Here is a 16,615-nt window from a genome sequence, read left to right as displayed (position 1 = left end):
GTGATATGGAGAATATTTAATGAATGACGACAATGATTTAGTGAAAATGTATAAATTATTAGCACATATAGTTGTTGTCAATGTTTATTTAAACAAAGGGATTGCTTCAATTGATTGCAATGATACGAACTTGAAAGACTCTCTTGCTGAATTTTTAAAAAAATTGGAAGAAAAGGATAAAAACAATGTAAAAAAGAATTTTTACGAGCAATTGAATAAATTAAAAGTGGACACTTCGAAAGATAAAGAAATAGTGAAAAAGATAATTAATGAGTTTATTAGACATTCTAACAATATAGATTTTATAGAATCTCATGCGATACGTGATGAATATCGGGCTTTATTGATCAAACTCACTGAGCTACATATTCTTCCTTCCTGCTTGTCTCAACCTAGGGCATATTTCACTCAGATGGCATATTGGCGAAAATCCGATAAAGGAGATCAAAAAAAATTCATTTATAAGGCATTGGAATATCTATGTAAGGATGAATATAATAAAAAATATGATGATGAAAAATTGGAAAAGTTCAAGGAAGATATCGAAAAATTTTTCAGGGATTTTTCGTTACTTCGATTGAATTCGGGATGGAAAATAAAAACAAAAGGTTTGAACAAGAAAGAGAATGAACCCGAAAAAGAAGATCCCAGCGAAAGCGCTTTGGAATTAGCAAGAATATTAACTCGTTTGTTCTTTGCCGAAAGTCTTACCTTCGAATTGCTCGATATTTATCAAAAACAAGAAAAAATCCTTTTCTCATTCTCATCCAAATATCGAGACCATTTCATTCATGTGATTTATGTTTTTTTAATGGGTTGTCGGATTCTTGAAGGGTTGATGCCTGAAATCCGGCGAAACTGGATCAAATATTCCGGCGAAAATATTTCGAACAGCGATCTTTATATTCGGACCATGCGGACATGGTTGATTGCCTCACTCTTTCACGATGTCGGTTATGTGGCGGAATCGCTCAAATATTTGCAAAAGACCTTGCAAGAGGAATTTTTCAACCATGTTCCCGGTTTTACTCTTTCGCATATCCATTTGAAAAGAGATAAATACATTGAGGACGAAGTGAAAAACCTTTTAATGCGTATCAGCCGTGTCATTCGAGAAAATGAATTTTCCTTTACAAAAGAATCTTCAAATGAATCGGACGAATCGGTATTCAAGGATCAGACGGTCGTGCTGACTTCGTTGACAGCATTGTTCCAAGACCAATTGCAGATTGAAGATCTTGATCATGGGGTCGCAAGCGCATTATTTCTTCTTTTAACGTTACATTTGGATTTGCATGAAATCGGATTGAAATTCGAGAAAAAAGAAATGTGCGATGCATACTATTTGTACACATATAACAGTAGGCACGAGGAATATTTAAAAAAGCGAAAAGAAATTCAAGAAGATATTGCGGTAGCCTGCGCGGCAATGGCGTTGCACAACATCAGGCAGACTACCTATAAATCTCTTTCCGTGAAGTTCACCGAGCATCCGATTGCTTTTTTACTATCGCTTTGTGATCAACTCCAGGAATGGGACAGAACAAGTGAGAGCGTTAAACCGAAGGATGCTTTCAAAGCTATTTATGGATTTAATGTTTTCCAAAAGACAAATGATAAAAAGGCGCTCCTAACTGAGTATTATGAAAAGCATGTTGATACTGTGAAAATAAAAAAAGATGAGACATACAGTCAATACTTGCAAAAGAGGATATACATTGAAATTGAAAAAAAAGAAAAAGTTATAAAAATAATCAATGATGAAATTGTAAGAGAATTTTCATTATATTGCGAAAGCTATAGCGAATTTCGAGAAAGATATAAAAAAAATGCCAAAAAATTGCTTTATTGCGATCTGCTTCATATGCAGATAAACAACGATGTCATCACCTTAACGTATATTGGAGGCGATAAGGATCGTGGTGATGCGACGCGCGAACGTTTGAATAAAATTCGAAAGGAGATCGCTGAAATGTTCAGTCGCAATCTGACGGAAGGGCCGGCGATTCTTTTACTCCACGGTTTTGATCATGACGATGTGACTGTTTTTTATGCGGCTGAATATAATTATGAAAAGCGAGAATACGAAGAAATTGAAGGAGTAAAAGAAAATTATGAAAAATACTTAAACAAAAAAAATAAACGGGAAGCGAAAGAAAAATCGGCCGACCGGCATCACCGGTCGGCCGCTATCACTTAAAACGTAATCCTACTGCTTCAGCGGCTTCAGCGGGCGAGCCTTGATGGGCACGAAGTTCATCCGGCTGCCGCCTTCCTCGGTGTTGAAGATCCAGCCGACGATCTCGCCGATGTTGAGCTTACCGCTTTCGTCGAGGTAGTTCTTGCGATTAAATCGGCTGGAGGTGTTGGCGCCTTCTTTCGACCAATCCACGGCGTCGAGCAGGCCGGTCAACTTTTCGATCCGCTGGCGCCAGACGGCGAGGTTGGCGACGCGCAAGTCAACCCAGCCTTCCTCGCAATATTGATCGACCAGGCGCGGGGTCAGCGGAATCTGGTTGTCGCCGCGGAACGGCGGGCTGACGATTTTCGGGCCGCGCAACAGGCGCTCGCCGTCGCTCAGCAGAATCGGCACCCCGATGGAAATGATCGCCTGGCGCAGGTCGGCGTTTTTCGTGACCAGGCCTTCGAGCTTGGCGGCCATGTCGGCAGGAGTCTGCGCCGCGATTTTTTCGGGCGTGCCGTAGGCCTGCTTCAACAGATAAGCCTCGTACAGCAACTTCGACAACCGGGGCGGGCCGAGGATTTCGAAGGCCACGCTCTCGCCGTGCTCCTTTTCGAGCTTGTTCAGGCGTTGGATCGCCATGTCGCGCATGAACCCGGCGCGGTAGGTGCTGCTCATGATCGAGTTTTTCAGCGCCGTGATGATGTCGTGGCCGGTGTTGCCGCCCAGCAATTCGGCGCGGACGTTGCGCGCGATTTCCTCCGGCGTGACGTATTCCATCTGGCCGGTCGTGGTGATCGCGGTGAACTCGCCCTGCGAGAACAAACCGTTTTCGCCGGTGTTGATGTATACCGCCTCGAGCGCCTTGCCGGTGTCGACAATGCGGTCGCCGGCCTGGGCGCAGGGCAGGTCGAGCGAAAGGTACTGCCCCAGCGCGAAGGCCTTCTTCGGCGGGTTGTCGTACAGCGCGATCGGCGTCTTGCCGCGCTTCACCGTGCCGTGATCGATCGACTTCCAGGCAATCGCCGCCGCCGGCTTGATCTCGATGGTGAACGCCGTGTCCGGGGTGTTGGCCATCAAAAACAGCAGCAGGCTGTGGGCGCCGGCCACCGCGCTTTTCGACAGCAGCTTCTGGCTCGGCTTTTCCTCGGAATGCGTATACGGAATGTTGAGGCCCATGCCGCCGGTGCCGGTGGTGCCGATTTTCACGAAGAACTTGGTCCGCACTTTCTTCAGCGCGAGGTACATGATCTGGATGTGGCGGATCAGCCGCGGCAGATAGATGCTCGACAGGTGTTCGCGGATGCTGTGGCCGATGTCCCTGACCGCCTGATCGAGATCGCCGGAGCCGGCCTGGGCTTTTTCCAAGGCCTCGAGCTTCAGCCGCAGGTCGAGCGTGGCCGCGTAAATGTCCTTGTAGGCCACGATGGTCGCGGTGTTGATCGCGTCGATGACCACCGCCGGCTTGTACTTGTTGATCATGTGGTACAGGAACATCCGGTCGAGATTGATTTTTTTCAGATCGTTGAACGTATCGTCGATGATCTTTTCCAGATCCTTGTTGTCCTTGATTTCGCGGGCGTTGCGATCCTTGAATTCCAGGCGGGCGAAAATATCGCCCCATTCGGCGACGAACCTGGTTTTGATCTTTTCGCCGTCCGCCTCGTTCATCTGGTCGCGCTCGCGTTCGAGATCGCGGACGGCTTCTTCCGCCTCCTCCTTGGTGAGGCTGCAGACAACCATTCGTTTCGGATGGTCTTGCATGAGTTCATGACAGACGGCGCGGCCGACCAGCCCCCAGCCGCCCAGGACGAGTACTGTTTCACCACGAACGGTCATTGGCTTCTCTCCTGAAGGTGTGTCGACGTTCACTAGCCAAAAAACACGGAGCAACGGCATCTTAGGAAGGCGAACCGGAGGTGTCAACCAACGCTGGTTTTCAAAGGTTTTTTCGCGGCCGGCCGCTTCTGGTTGACCCGCTTGCCGGCTCTCTTTAGACTGACGCCAAGTCGAAGGAGCCAAGGCATGCACCCATTGGTCACCGCACAAAACACCCGCCTGCTGCTGCTCGGAAACGAAGCGATCGTGCGCGGCGCGCTGGAAGCCGGCGTCGGCTTCATGTCCACGTATCCCGGCACCCCCAGTTCGGAAATCGGCGACACCTTCGCCAAGCTGCACGGAGACGCCGGCGTCGTCTTCGAATACTCCGTCAATGAAAAAGTCGCGCTGGAAGTGGCCGGCGCGGCGGCTGCCGCGGGCGTCCGCACGCTGGTCGCCATGAAACACGTCGGGGTCAACGTGGCCGCCGATCCCCTGATGACGCTGTCCTACATCGGCGTGCGCGGCGGCCTGGTGTTGGTCACGGCGGACGATCCCGGTTGTCACAGCAGCCAGAACGAACAGGACAACCGCCATTACGCCCGGCTCGGCAAATTGCCGATGCTCGAACCGGCCACGCCCGAAGAGGCCTATCGGCTGGTCCAGGAGGCTTTCGTTTTGTCGGAACGGCATCAGACGCCGGTGTTGCTGCGCACCACGACCCGCGTCAGCCACACACGGGCGGCGGTGGCAATCGGCGAACTGCCGCCGGAAAAAACCCGCCTGGGTTTCGTGCCCGATAAGCGCCGGTTCACCCCGGTGCCGGCGGTGGCTAAACTGCGCCATCCGGTGGTCGAGGAAAACCTGCGGAAAATCGAGGCGGAATTCGAAACCTCGCCGCTCAACCGGCAGTGGGGCGAAGGCCGCCTGGGCATTCTGACCGGCGGCGTTTCGGCCTGTTACGTCGAGGATGTCATCAAGCGCCTGGGCGTCGAAACCCAGGTCCGGGTGTTCGCACTGGCCACGTCCTATCCGGTTCCCCGTCGGCGGTTGGCGGATTGGGTGAAGGAGATCGAGCGGGCGCTGGTGGTCGAGGAACTGGACCCGATTCTCGAGGATGAACTGCGCTCGGCCTGCGTCCGCGCCGGCAAGCTGGTGCCGATTTTCGGCAAGGAAAGCGGCCATTTTTCACTGCTCGGCGAGGTGGGTCCCGACGTAGTGACGGCGGCGCTGACGCAGATCCTCGGGCTGGATTGGGACCGTGAAACGACGGCCGATCCGACCAGCCTGCCGGGACGGCCGCCGATTCTCTGCCCCGGCTGCCCGCACCGCGCCACGTATTACGCGGTCAAGCTGGCGGTCGGCGACGAGGCGTTGTACCTGTCGGACATCGGCTGCTACACCCTCGGCTTCGCGCCGCCGATCGGCATGGGCGACTACTTCATCTGCATGGGATCATCGGCCAGCAGTTCCGGCGGATTCGCCGCGACGCAGGACAAGCCGGTCGTGTCCTTCCTCGGCGATTCGACCTTTTATCATTCCGGCCTGACGGGCCTGATCAATTCGGTGCACCAACACCGCGATTTACTGCTGATCATCATGGACAACGGCACCACGGGCATGACCGGTCACCAGCCGCATCCGGGAACGTCCAGCCAGGGCGAACTGGCGGTGGACCTCGCGGCGCTGGCGCGCGCGGCGGGCGTCGAACGGGTCGAGGTGATCGATCCGACGCACTTCAAGGAAAGCCTGGAAACGATCCGCGCGTTGCGCCGCCAACCGGGAACCAATGTATTGATCTCGCGGAGCGCCTGTCCGCTGTTCGCGAAGAAATCGTCGGGCAAAAAGAAAGAGGCGGAAAAATTCGCGATCGATCACGACCGCTGCATGGTCTGCGGCCGCAAGGCGCAAGGCCTGCAATGCGACCTGCTGCCGCAACGGCATTACGCGTTGGCCCGCGGGTTGGCGCGGGTCGCCGCCGGGCCGGACGCGCCGGAACTATACCCCGAGTCCGCGCCGGCGAAGATGGAGCATCCGCCGTGCGAGGCGGCCTGTCCGCTCGGCCTGTGCGTGCAGGGATACGTCGAGCAGATCGCCGCCGGGCGCTACGCCGAGGCGCGCGCGCTGATCCGCCAGCGCCTGATCCTGCCGCACGTCGTCTGCCGCGTTTGCAACCATCCGTGCGAGGCAGTCTGTGTGCGCGGCGACATCGACGAGCCGATCGCCGTCAACGCGCTCAAGCGATTCGCGATGGAGCGGGAAACGCCGGCCGACCGCGCCGCCTACGTCGCCAAGCTCAAGGAAACGATTCGCGGGAAAGGCAAGAAAGTCGCGGTCGTCGGCGCCGGCCCGGCGGGCCTGTCGTGCGCCTTCGATCTGCGTTGGCGCGGTTATGAGGTCGAGATTTTCGAGGCGGAAAGCGAAGCGGGCGGCCTTTGCCGCTGGGGCATCCCGGAATACCGCCTGCCGCGCGAGGAACTGAACAAGGATCTGGTCATGCTCGCCGATCTGGGCGTACGTTTTCGCTACGGCGCGCGCTTCGGCGTCGATTTCAATCTGGACGGATTGAAGCGCGATGGCTATGCCGCGGTTTTTCTGGCGCTCGGTCAACCACGCGGCGCGGCACTGGGCATACCGGGCGAGGATTCGCCGGGCGTGCGCGACGCGCTGCAATTTTTACGGGAAGTGAATGGCGGCGGGAAGCCGCAACTGGCCGGTGAGGTTGTGGTCGTCGGCGGCGGCAACAGCGCGATCGACGCGGCGCGCACGGCGCTTCGCCTGAGGGCGTCGCGTGTGACCGTGCTTTATCGTCGGACGCGGGCGGAAATGCCGGCGATCGGCGCCGAGATCGCGGCCGCGATCGCGGAAGGCGTCGGCTTGATCGAATTGGGCGCGCCCGAAAAAATCACGCGCGACGGCGCGCGTCTGACCGTCACTTGCCGCCGGATGAGATTGAGCGCTCCGGACAAATCAGGTCGGCCGCGTCCCGAGCCGACGGACCAGACGTTCGTTCTGACGGCCGATACGTTGATTTCCGCGATCGGGCAGATGGCGGACGAGAGCCTGACCGGCCTTGGCGAAAAACTGGTCGATCGCTGGGGACGGATACAGGCCGATCCGCAAACCGGCGCGACCGCCGATCCGTTCGTCTTCGGCGGCGGCGACGCCGTCACCGGTCCGGCGAGCGTCGTGGCGGCCCTGCAATGGGGCAAATACGCCGCGTACGGCATCGACCGCGCGCTGGCCGAGCAGCCGGAAAAGGTCGTTCGCGAAGCCTGGCGCGATCGCGAGTCCATGCTGGCCGAATCGCGTTATCGACCGGTCGGTTTGACACCGGAACCGCGCCGCCATGCGCCGTCGCTGCCGGTAGCGGAAGCCGTCGGCGGCTTCGCGGAGGTGGAGGGCTCGCTCAGCGAGGCCGACGCCAAGCGCGAGGCGGACCGCTGCCTGGCCTGCGGGCTTTGCGCGGCTTGCCACAATTGCCTCGACAATTTCGGTTGTCCGGCGTTTTACCAGGACAACGGCCGGATTCAGATCAATCCGATTCTTTGCGACGGCTGCGGCGCCTGCGTCCAGGTCTGCCCCAATGGCGCCATCGTCCCGGTGTCCTTGTTGACGAAAGAGGCAAGCTCATGAAACCCGATGGCAACACGCGAGTCTACATCTGCGGCGTGGGCGGGCAGGGCAGCCTGACGGCCAGCCGGCTGCTCGGCGAAGCGGCCCTGGCGGCCGGTCTGCCCGTCACGGTCTCCGAGGTGCACGGCATGAGCCAACGCGGCGGTGTGGTCGAAAGCACTGTTTTGATCGGCGGGGCCAAGAGCCCGCTGATCGGCCGGGGCGACGCCGACATTCTGCTGGCCTTCGAGCCGCTCGAGGCCTTGCGGGCCTTGCCGTACTGTTCGCGCAAGACGGTGGCGGTGATCAACACCCGGCCCATCGTGCCGTTCACGGTGACGATCGGCCAAGGCAAGTACCCGCCGCTGGAAAAAATACTGGATCAGGTGCGCGCAGCGGTCGGCCGGGTGATCGCCCTGGACGCGACCGCGCTGGCGGAACAGGCCGGCAACGCCATGGCGGTTAACGCCGTACTCATGGGCGCGATGACGCACGCCCGCTCTTTGCCGGTGGAAAAGGAGGCCGTGCGCCGGGTCGTCATCGAAGCCGTGCCGGAAAAATTCCGGGCGACCAACGCCAAGGCCTTTGAGCTGGGCGACCTGGCCGCGGCCGAATAAGCGGCCGGTCGATTGTCGCGCTCCCCGCGAAATGCGAAAATGACCGTCGCCGGCGCGCTATTGACGAGCGGACGAACCGGTGATTGATTTCAACGCATCGCAATACAACGTGCCGGAACGGGCTGACGCAAAGGAAATTCCATGAAACGGCTCTGGATCGTCTTGTTTCTCGTGGTCGTCGTCGCCGCCTGCGGTGGTGAGAAAAAAACGGCGGAGCAACTGGCGGCCGGCGCGTCGCCGGCGCCCGCGGACGCCGCGGCTCCCAACGCCGCCCCTGGCGCGGCCCAACCCGCCGCCACCGCGCCGGATATTCCCGCCGATCAAAGCGCGCCGGAAAGCGCCCTGTTCGCCTTCTTCGCCGCGTTGAATGTGGCGCTCGACCAGGATTTCCAGGCCGCCAACCGCGCGCCGGAAAAAGATCCGGCTAAAGCGCGCCGTTACCAGGAAGCGCGCGCCCGGCTGCGCCAACTGTTTCTGACCGGTAACGCCAACACCGAAATCTGCGCCTACCTCGACTTGATCCGGATGAAAAAGGCCGAGATCGTCGGCCAGCCGGAAATCGATGGCGACAAGGCGACGATCAAGGTTCACCTCATTAAAGGCGATAACCTCACGCTCGATCCGATGTCGTTCGGCGAGGACAGCAAGACCGAGGCGACGGTCAAGGTCAAATTGATCCGAATCGACGGCAATTGGCGCATCGAGGACTTCGGCGGCCTGGTCGCCAAGGCCAGGGCGCAACTCCAGGGATAAAAACCGCATGCCGCAGGTCGATCTGCACATTCACAGCAATCGCTCGACGACCTCGAAAGTCGCGGTGAGCGATGTCGCGGCCTTCCTGCAAAACGAACCGCGCACCTTGGCCACGATCACCGATTTCGGCACGATCGAAAGCTGCCTTGAATTGCGGCGGCTGTTGCCGGCGACCACGGTGGTCTGCGGCTTGGAAATCCGCACCGCCGAGGGCGATTTTCTGGTCTTTTCGGCCGACGAGGATTTTCTCCGCTCGATCCCCGAAAAATTGAATTCAATCGGCGACCTGGGCGGCCGCGACCGCTCCGCCGTGATCTGGGCGCATCCGTTCGTCAACCAGCGAGCGAAAGTATACGAAGTGTCGCACCTGCCCGAGGTGGAATCGGTGGCGTCGCACGTCGACGGCCTGGAACTGTTCAACGGCACCATGATCAACCTCAACCGGCAGGGGTTGTTGAAAACCGGCTATTTCCAAAATCTGATGCGGGTCGCCAACGATTTCGGCCTGGCGATGAGCGGCGGCAGCGACGCCCATGAAGTCTCGGTGTTGGGAAAATGTTCGACCAACCTGCCGGCTCAAGTTGTCGATGCGGCGTCTTTGGTCGCGGCGATCAAGGCGAAGGCCATCATTCCGCATTACGATCATAAATTTTTTCAGGTCGAGATCCCGCTCGGTTGAGCGAACCCTGGCGGGAAGAGGGGAACGACGTGCCGCAACGCTTGCCGGATAAAGCCAATCGGTTGCTCGCCTTGTTGTTGGCGGTGGCGATTTCCCTCCTGTTTTCGGCGGCCTGGGCCCAGGATTCGGGCGATGAAAGCGGCGAGGCGACGCCGCCACCCGAGGAGGAAACGACACCGCTGCCGGTCGATCAGCCGCCGCCTCCCGCCCCCGTGGAAACGCCGCCGGCCGACCAGCCGCCGGCACTTCCCGGCGAAGAAACACCGCCGGTGTCGGATGATTCGTCGGAGGTCATCACGGTGACCGAGCCCGCTCCGACCGAAGCCGAGCCACCCGCTCCTCCCGCCGAGACGGCAACGCCGCAGGCGGAAGAGGGCGGGGAAGTCGTCGTCGCCACACCCGAATCGGCTCCTAAGCCGTTCGTCCGGCGGGCCAGTTTTCAATTGGCGCCGACCCTCTACTATCCATTGGCCGAGGAAACGTTCGACGCCTTCGGATACCTTTACGGCGGGACGCTCGGGTTCAAATACCACCCCATTCCCTGGCTCGCGGTTTCCCTGCAGTCGGGGTACCTGATGGGCTATTACAAACAGGATGCCGCGCTCGGTTACGCAAGCTATCGCCGGATCAACACGGCCACTGCTACGCCGCTGCTGGCCGGCGTTTATGCCGAAATTCTACCGCGTTACCGGGTAAATCCGTTCATCGGCGCGATCGGCGGCACGATTTACCTGAGTTATCGGATGGAACCCGAGGACATCGACAGCCCCATTCCGCTCAAGCACGACGAGTTGACCGTCAACGGACATGACTGGTTGGCCGTCTATGGCGGCGAGGTCGGCCTGGACGTGCGAATCACCGATTGGGTCGGTGTTTTTCTCGTCGGCCGGTATCAATTTGCTTCTGCTACCGAGTACCGGTTGGAAATACCCCGGGCGTCGAAAGAGACCCGTCTGGAGATGTCGCACGGCGGCGCGGCGGCGGGGCTGATCGTCTATTATTGAGTTGACAGCGGCGGCTAATTCCATTAGAAAGTTCGGGCACGAGAAATCAAAAGTTAAACGCCCGCGGGAGAATGGAAATGCGTAAAGTTTTTGTATGCTTGACCATCGTGGCACTGGCGATTTCCTTGGCTGGCCTGGCTTCGGCCGAGGTCCGCGATTTCAGCCTGAAAAAAATTCCCTTCGGCACCTACCACAAATGTCCGGCCGGAATGAATCTGAACTATGTGTCCGCCAAATGGGACGCGAACGGCCTGAACAATCTGCAATATCAAGTGTCGGTCTGGCAGGGTAAATTCACGTTGATGGATGTCTATGTCGTTACCGACGAAAAAGTGGTCTACAAGCGTTCCCAGGATAAAAAGCTCGGTATGGATTTTTCCAAAATCATGAACACCGCGGCGAAGGAATTCAACGATACCGCCTACTTTACCAAGCCGATCGCTCCCTTCAACATCGAAAAGAGCGAGATTTGGTGGCTCGTCAATTACGTCGAAAACAACGAAACCAAAGAAGCGGTCGTGATCTGGAAAATGAAGGACAACACCGTCGATTGGAAGCCCTTCAAACCGCAACAACAGTGAGCCGTTCGGCAGTCACGTTGCATAAACCCCACGGGAACCGGCGTTTTGCCGGTTCCCGTTTCTTTATTGTCCTCTTGTCTTTCACGGCCGGCCTCCTGCTGGCCGGGTGCGGTTACCATCTGGCCCGCCCGGGCAATAACTTGCCTCCGCAAATCAAGCGCTTGGCGATCCCCGTTCTGAAAAACGACACCATGGAACCAGGGCTGGAAGCCAAGCTGACCGACGAACTGCGCCGCCGTTTCGCGGAAAGCGGGTGGGTCAGCCTGGCCGACGCCGACCAGGCCGACGCCGTTTTGCTGGGCACGGTCACCAAGTTTAAAACCGCGCCGATCTCCTTCTCGACCAGCGATTACGCCGTCGAGTACCGGGCGCAACTGCGGGTGTCGATCCGGTTGATCGATCGCGATCAAGTCGTGCTATGGTCGGACGACAACCTCGTCAAGGTCCGCGAGTATCGCGCCGTGGCCGATATTTTCGAAAGCGAGGCCAACAAAACGGCGGCGATCGACTGGTTGGCGCGCGAAGTTTCGGCCGATGTTCACGACCGCATTTTCGACGGGTTTGAATGAGCATGTCGATCGAGGCGCTGGAAAAAAGTCTGGCCGAAGGGCTGAAGCCGGTCTACCTGGTGGCCGGGCCGCAATCCTATCAGTTGGATCTTGCCCGCCGGCGAATCACCGCGGCGGTGCCGCTGGGCGCGATGGCCGATCTGAACACCGACGTGTTTCAGGTCGGTGACGATAACCTGGCCGACGTGCCGCGGCTGGCCAACAGTCTGCCGATGATGTCCAAACATCGCCTGATTATTCTCAATCAATGGCACAAAGCCAAGGCGAAAGATCAGGAAGCGTTGACCGATTACCTCGAATCGCCCGCCGATTTCACCGTCCTGGTGCTGCTCGCCGAAAAAATCGACGGCCGGGCCAAACTGACCAAGCTGGCGAAAAAATCCGGGTTGGTGCTGGAGTTCGAACGGCTTTACGAAAACCGGATGCGGCCGTGGGTGCAGGCGATCGCCCGCGAAATGAAAGTCGAGTTGGACGCCGAGGCGGGCGCGTATCTGATTCACGCCGTCGGCACCGACCTGGCGGCCGTGGCGCGCGAGCTGGAAAAGGCGGCTCTGCACGCGGGGGGCAAGCCGGTTCGGGTCGACGATTTGACGGCGGTGATGGCGTCGGTAAAGGAACAGACCTTTTACGAGTTGTTCGACCTGATCACCGAACGGCGGACGGCCGAGGCGCTGCGGATCGTCAAGGAGATGATCGACCAGGGACAATCGCCGCTGGCGGTGCTGTCGCTGATGGGCCGCAGCTTGCGGCAATTGATCGCCGCGCGGCTTTTGTTGAAAGAAAAGTTAAATGAAAACGACGCCGCCCGCGCTTTGGGGACGACGCCGTGGTTGGCGAAGAAAACTTTGCTGCAGGCCAAAACGTTCAGCCAGCAGGCGTTGCGCGACGGTCTCTTGGCGTTGGCGCGTTTCGACCTGCTGCTCAAGGACGGCCGCAGCAACGAGCGGGCGATCCTCGAACGTTTGATCCTCGATCTATGTCGTCGGCGCTAACTTCTTGTTGGCGGCTTTTGCCAGGCGGCCGATGCGGCGGCTGACGGTCTTTTTCTTCATCACGCCCTTGCTGCCCGCTTTCGCCAGTTGGGACATCGTCTCTTTCAATTGCGATTTCACGGCGGCGGCTTCGCCGGATTCGATCACGGTCTGCATCTTTTTGGTTTCAGTCTTCACCTGGGAACGGATGGTGCGGTTGCGCAACCGTCTGTCTTCGCTCTGCCGCATCCGTTTCTCGGCGCTTTTGTGGTTAGCCACCTTCTTGCCTCCTGAAAAATCATGTACTTCCACCGCGAATCCGCGGTTCTTCCTACCGAACAGGGATGCCATGTATAACGGGATGCCCCAGTCTTGTCAAGCGCTATTCGCGCCCGGCGGATCGCGGGCGATTTGCCGGGTGATTTGCCTTGACGGCCCCGTCGCTTTTATGCTAGCCTCCGTCTGTTCTGAATGAGTATTCATTCACCAATTGTAGATGCACCTGTAGTCTCACTACTAACGATATTGCATGCATACCGATGAAGGAGGGTACCCATGGGCCATTACTTGGTTGACGAGCGCGACATTCGCTTCGTTTTGCAGGATTACTTGAATGTCGGGGAATTGGGTAAATATCCCAAATTCCAGGAAGCCGGCTTTGACTGGGACACCGCCTGGCAGATGGTCCAGACGGCGTTGAAAATCGCCCAGGACGTCATCGCGCCGCTGAATGAAATCGGCGACAAGAACGGCGTGAAGTTCGAAAACGGCCACGTCTACGTGCCGGCGGGCTTCAAAGAAGCCTACGACACCTTCGTGGAAAACGGCTTCCTGACCCTGTCCGCCAACCCGGAATGGGGCGGCATGGGTTGGCCGGCCACCATCAACATGATCTTCATGGAATTCTTCTGCGGCGCTTGCACCGCGTTCACCATGTATCCCGAGTTGTCGATCGGCGCGGCCCGCATGTTCGATCACTTCGCCAGCGACGAACTCAAGAACAAGTACCTGCCCAAGATGTTCACCGGCGAATGGGCCGGCACCATGTGCCTCACCGAACCGGGCGCCGGTTCCGATGTCGGCGCGGTGAAGACCTCCGCCAAGCGGAACCCCGACGGCACGTTCAACGTGACCGGCACGAAGATCTTCATCTCGTCCGGCGATCACAATATGTGCGAAAACATCATTCACCCCGTGCTCGCCCGCATCGATGGCGCCCCGGGAGGCGTGAAGGGCATCAGCCTGTTGCTGGTCCCGAAATTCCTGGTTAACGACGACGGCAGCATCGGCGAATTCAACGACGTGACCACCGGCGGCATCGAGCACAAGATGGGCATCAAGGGCTCGGCCACCTGCACGTTGAACTTCGGCGAAAACGGCAAGTGCAAGGGCTGGCTGGTCGGCGAGGAAAACTGCGGCATTCAGTACATGTTCATGATGATGAACGAAGCCCGGTTGTACGTCGGTCTGCAGGCGGCCGCGGTGGCCAACACCGCCTGGCTCAACGCCCTGAATTACGCGAAAGAGCGCGTCCAGTTCCGTCACGTGAAAGACATGGCCCAGCACGACGCGCCGGGCGTCCCGATCGTCGAACACCCGGACATCCGCCGGATGCTGATGTTCTGCAAGGCCTTCTCCGAAGGCTTCCGCGCCCTGTTGGCCAAAACGGCTTACTACGATGACCTTTCCAAGGTCTCCGAAGGCTCGGACAAAGACCGTTACCACGGCCTGGTCGAGCTGTTCGTCCCGATCTGCAAAGCTTATTGCTCCGATTGGGCCTACGACGTCACCGAGCAGGCGATCCAGGTGTACGGCGGCTACGGCTACTGCTCCGAGTATCCGGTCGAACAGTACGCCCGCGACACCAAGATCACCTCGATCTACGAAGGCACCAACGGCATTCAGGCGATGGATCTCTTGGGCCGCAAACTGACCATGAAGAGCGGCACCCTGTTCATGACCTACATGCAGGAACTGGCCGGTTTCTGCCAGAAAAACGCCGGCCACGCGCTCGGCGCCTACGTCAAAAAGCTGCAGAAATCCCAGGAAACCCTGGCGATGACCGTGATGAGCCTCGGCGGCTTCATGAAGAAGGAAAGCTTCAAAGAGAAGCTGATCCCGATTCTCCAGGCGCGGCCGTTCCTCGACATGTTCGGTCACATCCTGCTCTCGCACCTGCACCTCGAGATGGCGGTGAAAGCCAGCGAACTGCTCAACAAGCTGTACGAGGAAAAGGGCGCGGCGGGCGACGCGGCGAAGCAAAAGGCCTTGGTGAAGGAAAACGAGGAAGCTCGCTACCTCCACAACAAGATTCAGACGGCCATCTGGTTCGTCAACAACATTTTGCCCGAAGCGCAGGTCATCGCCGACTACTTCAAGACTTGCGACACCAGCCCGTTCGACGTGATCTTCTAACCGATCACCGATTGATCCTCACCGGCCCGGGATCTCGCGATCCCGGGCTTTTTTTTCGGGCGAGGGTTCGCCCGGCCGCATCCCGAAGCCTCGATTTGCCGAAAACGTCTTGATTTTTCGGCAAAATCCTGTTAGCTGGTTTTTGAACCGATCGGGAGCGCAATGAAGGATTACTTAATTGTTTGCCCGCTCTGTCAGAACGAAATTCCGTTCGACAGCACTCAGTGCACCTTTTGCGGCGCTCTTTTATCCCCCGGGCCCACGCGATCGACCCCCATCCTGAAAGGCATCAACTGCCCGAATTGCGGGACGAAAAACTACAGTTACGACCGCTGCGATGCCTGTGGTCAGCTCTTCACGAAAACCTGCGCGAGTTGCGGTAAAACGGTCGCTTTGAAAGAGCAGATCTGCCCCGAGTGCGGCATGTCGACCCGAAAAAACGCCGCGATTCGCCGGGTCATCGCCAAGAAAAAGGAAGCCGGCGAAGCGCCGACCGAGGCGCGCTCGCCGAAGGCCGCTTATATCGCGCCGATCATCGTGGCGTTGCTGATCGCCGTGGTGGCGATTTTCTACGCGGCGATCGGCCGGTTCACCGGCGAAGCCAAAGTCGAAAAAATAAAACCGGGCGAAGCCAAACCCATCGACGCCAACGGCGACGGGAAAACCGATCTCTGGGATATTTACGGCGCCGACGGCAAGGTCGTGGAACGCCGGTTCGATGAAAATCACGACAAGGTGATGGAAAAAATCGTCCTGCTCGACGTGAACGGCCGGCCGCGCCTGGCCCGCTTGGACACGAACGCCGACGGCCGGGTCGATCAAGTGCAGATCTTCGGCCGGAACGACGCGGTGCGCATTGCGTACCATTACGCGAACCCCAATCCCAACCTGGTGTCCAAGATCGAATTCTTCAACGTCAAGGGTCAGTTGTCGGAAAGTTGGAGCGATCGCACGGGCGACGGTTTATTCGACGCCTACGAGCGATACGATGCGACCGGTCGCCTGTTGATGGAAGGATCGGACACCAAGCAAAACGGCTACCTGGATCTGTATCTCGTTTACCGGGGTTCGCGGCAAATCTTTCAACGCCGCTACGACAGCGACGGCGATGGCGTCATCGAGAAAATCGAATCGCTCAACGGCGAAGGGATTCGCGTCTCCTTGGAGGAAGACACCAACGGCGACGGGCTTTTCGACAAGGAAACCTTGTTCAACCTGGACGGCACGACGCGGTGGATTCAACTCGATTCCAACGCCGACGGAATCTACGATTCGTTCCAGTCCTTTACCGCGGAAGGTAAATTCGCCCGCAGCGGCACCGACACCGACGGTGACGGCAAACCCGATGAGTGGCAATGAAATTCACCGGGCAATCGAATCGGATCACGAAGATACGATTTCGCTGGCTCTT

At 57.8% G+C, this 16,615-nt stretch carries 12 protein-coding genes and 1 pseudogene; 11 read left to right on the top strand and 2 right to left on the bottom strand.

Features of this window, described 5'->3' with window-relative positions:
- Positions 1-19 precede the first annotated feature (19 nt).
- The gene (locus GX444_20985) at positions 20-2,200 is read left to right on the top strand and encodes a hypothetical protein (GenBank protein NLH51059.1); all 2,181 of its coding nucleotides are present in this window, start codon (positions 20-22) and stop codon (positions 2,198-2,200) included.
- Positions 2,201-2,209: 9 nt separating this feature from the next.
- On the opposite strand, the gene GX444_20980 is transcribed toward GX444_20985, so the two are convergent.
- Positions 2,210-4,021, bottom strand: a complete 1,812-nt coding sequence (locus tag GX444_20980) for a short-chain dehydrogenase (protein NLH51058.1) — start codon at positions 4,019-4,021, stop codon at positions 2,210-2,212.
- A gap of 186 nt (positions 4,022-4,207) precedes the next feature.
- Here GX444_20980 and iorA point away from each other — a divergent pair, with 186 nt between their 5' ends.
- The 8 genes and pseudogenes from iorA to holA all read left to right on the top strand — a co-directional run bounded on the left by iorA (position 4,208) and on the right by holA (position 12,810).
- Positions 4,208-7,636 (top strand): indolepyruvate ferredoxin oxidoreductase subunit alpha, encoded by a 3,429-nt coding sequence (gene iorA, locus GX444_20975; protein ID NLH51057.1) that lies wholly within the window; start codon positions 4,208-4,210, stop codon positions 7,634-7,636.
- The gene (iorB, locus tag GX444_20970; protein NLH51056.1) at positions 7,633-8,232 is read left to right on the top strand and encodes an indolepyruvate ferredoxin oxidoreductase subunit beta; all 600 of its coding nucleotides are present in this window, start codon (positions 7,633-7,635) and stop codon (positions 8,230-8,232) included. Before iorA ends, iorB begins: the two co-directional genes overlap by 4 nt.
- A gap of 141 nt (positions 8,233-8,373) precedes the next feature.
- Positions 8,374-8,568 (top strand): annotated as a pseudogene (locus GX444_20965) (hypothetical protein).
- 424 nt (positions 8,569-8,992) lie between these two features.
- Positions 8,993-9,664 carry a hypothetical protein gene (locus GX444_20960; protein ID NLH51055.1) on the top strand — a complete coding sequence of 224 codons (672 nt, stop codon included), beginning with the start codon at positions 8,993-8,995 and terminating at the stop codon, positions 9,662-9,664.
- A complete protein-coding gene (locus tag GX444_20955) occupies positions 9,661-10,668 on the top strand; it encodes a hypothetical protein (GenBank protein ID NLH51054.1) in 1,008 nt (335 codons plus the stop codon). The genes GX444_20960 and GX444_20955 overlap by 4 nt, the downstream gene beginning before the upstream one ends.
- Before the next feature lie 77 nt (positions 10,669-10,745).
- The gene (locus tag GX444_20950; GenBank protein NLH51053.1) at positions 10,746-11,249 is read left to right on the top strand and encodes a hypothetical protein; all 504 of its coding nucleotides are present in this window, start codon (positions 10,746-10,748) and stop codon (positions 11,247-11,249) included.
- Between the two features lie 140 nt (positions 11,250-11,389).
- The gene (locus GX444_20945) at positions 11,390-11,818 is read left to right on the top strand and encodes an LptE family protein (GenBank protein ID NLH51052.1); all 429 of its coding nucleotides are present in this window, start codon (positions 11,390-11,392) and stop codon (positions 11,816-11,818) included.
- Positions 11,815-12,810, top strand: a complete 996-nt coding sequence (gene holA / locus GX444_20940; GenBank protein NLH51051.1) for a DNA polymerase III subunit delta — start codon at positions 11,815-11,817, stop codon at positions 12,808-12,810. The genes GX444_20945 and holA overlap by 4 nt, the downstream gene beginning before the upstream one ends.
- Here the strand turns inward: holA and rpsT are convergent.
- Entirely contained in the window at positions 12,793-13,068 is a 276-nt protein-coding gene (gene rpsT, locus GX444_20935) for a 30S ribosomal protein S20 (GenBank protein NLH51050.1), read from the bottom strand. The two genes, holA and rpsT, sit on opposite strands and share 18 nt — an antisense overlap.
- Before the next feature lie 276 nt (positions 13,069-13,344).
- Here rpsT and GX444_20930 point away from each other — a divergent pair, with 276 nt between their 5' ends.
- Positions 13,345-15,204 (top strand): acyl-CoA dehydrogenase, encoded by a 1,860-nt coding sequence (locus tag GX444_20930; GenBank protein ID NLH51049.1) that lies wholly within the window; start codon positions 13,345-13,347, stop codon positions 15,202-15,204.
- 162 nt (positions 15,205-15,366) lie between these two features.
- Entirely contained in the window at positions 15,367-16,563 is a 1,197-nt protein-coding gene (locus tag GX444_20925; protein NLH51048.1) for a zinc ribbon domain-containing protein, read from the top strand.
- Positions 16,564-16,615: the final 52 nt, after the last annotated feature.

It is taken from the genome of Myxococcales bacterium, from assembly GCA_012517325.1.
In the GTDB taxonomy this organism is placed as follows: Bacteria; Lernaellota; Lernaellaia; order Lernaellales; family Lernaellaceae; genus JAAYVF01.
This window is presented reverse-complemented; position numbering and strand designations above follow the sequence as displayed.

Bases quoted from the DNA above. Each gene is read 5' to 3' on its own strand.
- GX444_20985 (NLH51059.1), top strand. From the start codon at position 20: ATGAATGACGACAATGATTTAGTGAAAATGTATAAATTATTAGCACAT.
- GX444_20980 (NLH51058.1), bottom strand. From the start codon at position 4,021: ATGACCGTTCGTGGTGAAACAGTACTCGTCCTGGGCGGCTGGGGGCTG.
- iorA (NLH51057.1), top strand. From the start codon at position 4,208: ATGCACCCATTGGTCACCGCACAAAACACCCGCCTGCTGCTGCTCGGA.
- iorB (NLH51056.1), top strand. From the start codon at position 7,633: ATGAAACCCGATGGCAACACGCGAGTCTACATCTGCGGCGTGGGCGGG.
- GX444_20960 (NLH51055.1), top strand. From the start codon at position 8,993: ATGCCGCAGGTCGATCTGCACATTCACAGCAATCGCTCGACGACCTCG.
- GX444_20950 (NLH51053.1), top strand. From the start codon at position 10,746: ATGCGTAAAGTTTTTGTATGCTTGACCATCGTGGCACTGGCGATTTCC.
- holA (NLH51051.1), top strand. From the start codon at position 11,815: ATGAGCATGTCGATCGAGGCGCTGGAAAAAAGTCTGGCCGAAGGGCTG.
- GX444_20930 (NLH51049.1), top strand. From the start codon at position 13,345: ATGGGCCATTACTTGGTTGACGAGCGCGACATTCGCTTCGTTTTGCAG.
- GX444_20925 (NLH51048.1), top strand. From the start codon at position 15,367: ATGAAGGATTACTTAATTGTTTGCCCGCTCTGTCAGAACGAAATTCCG.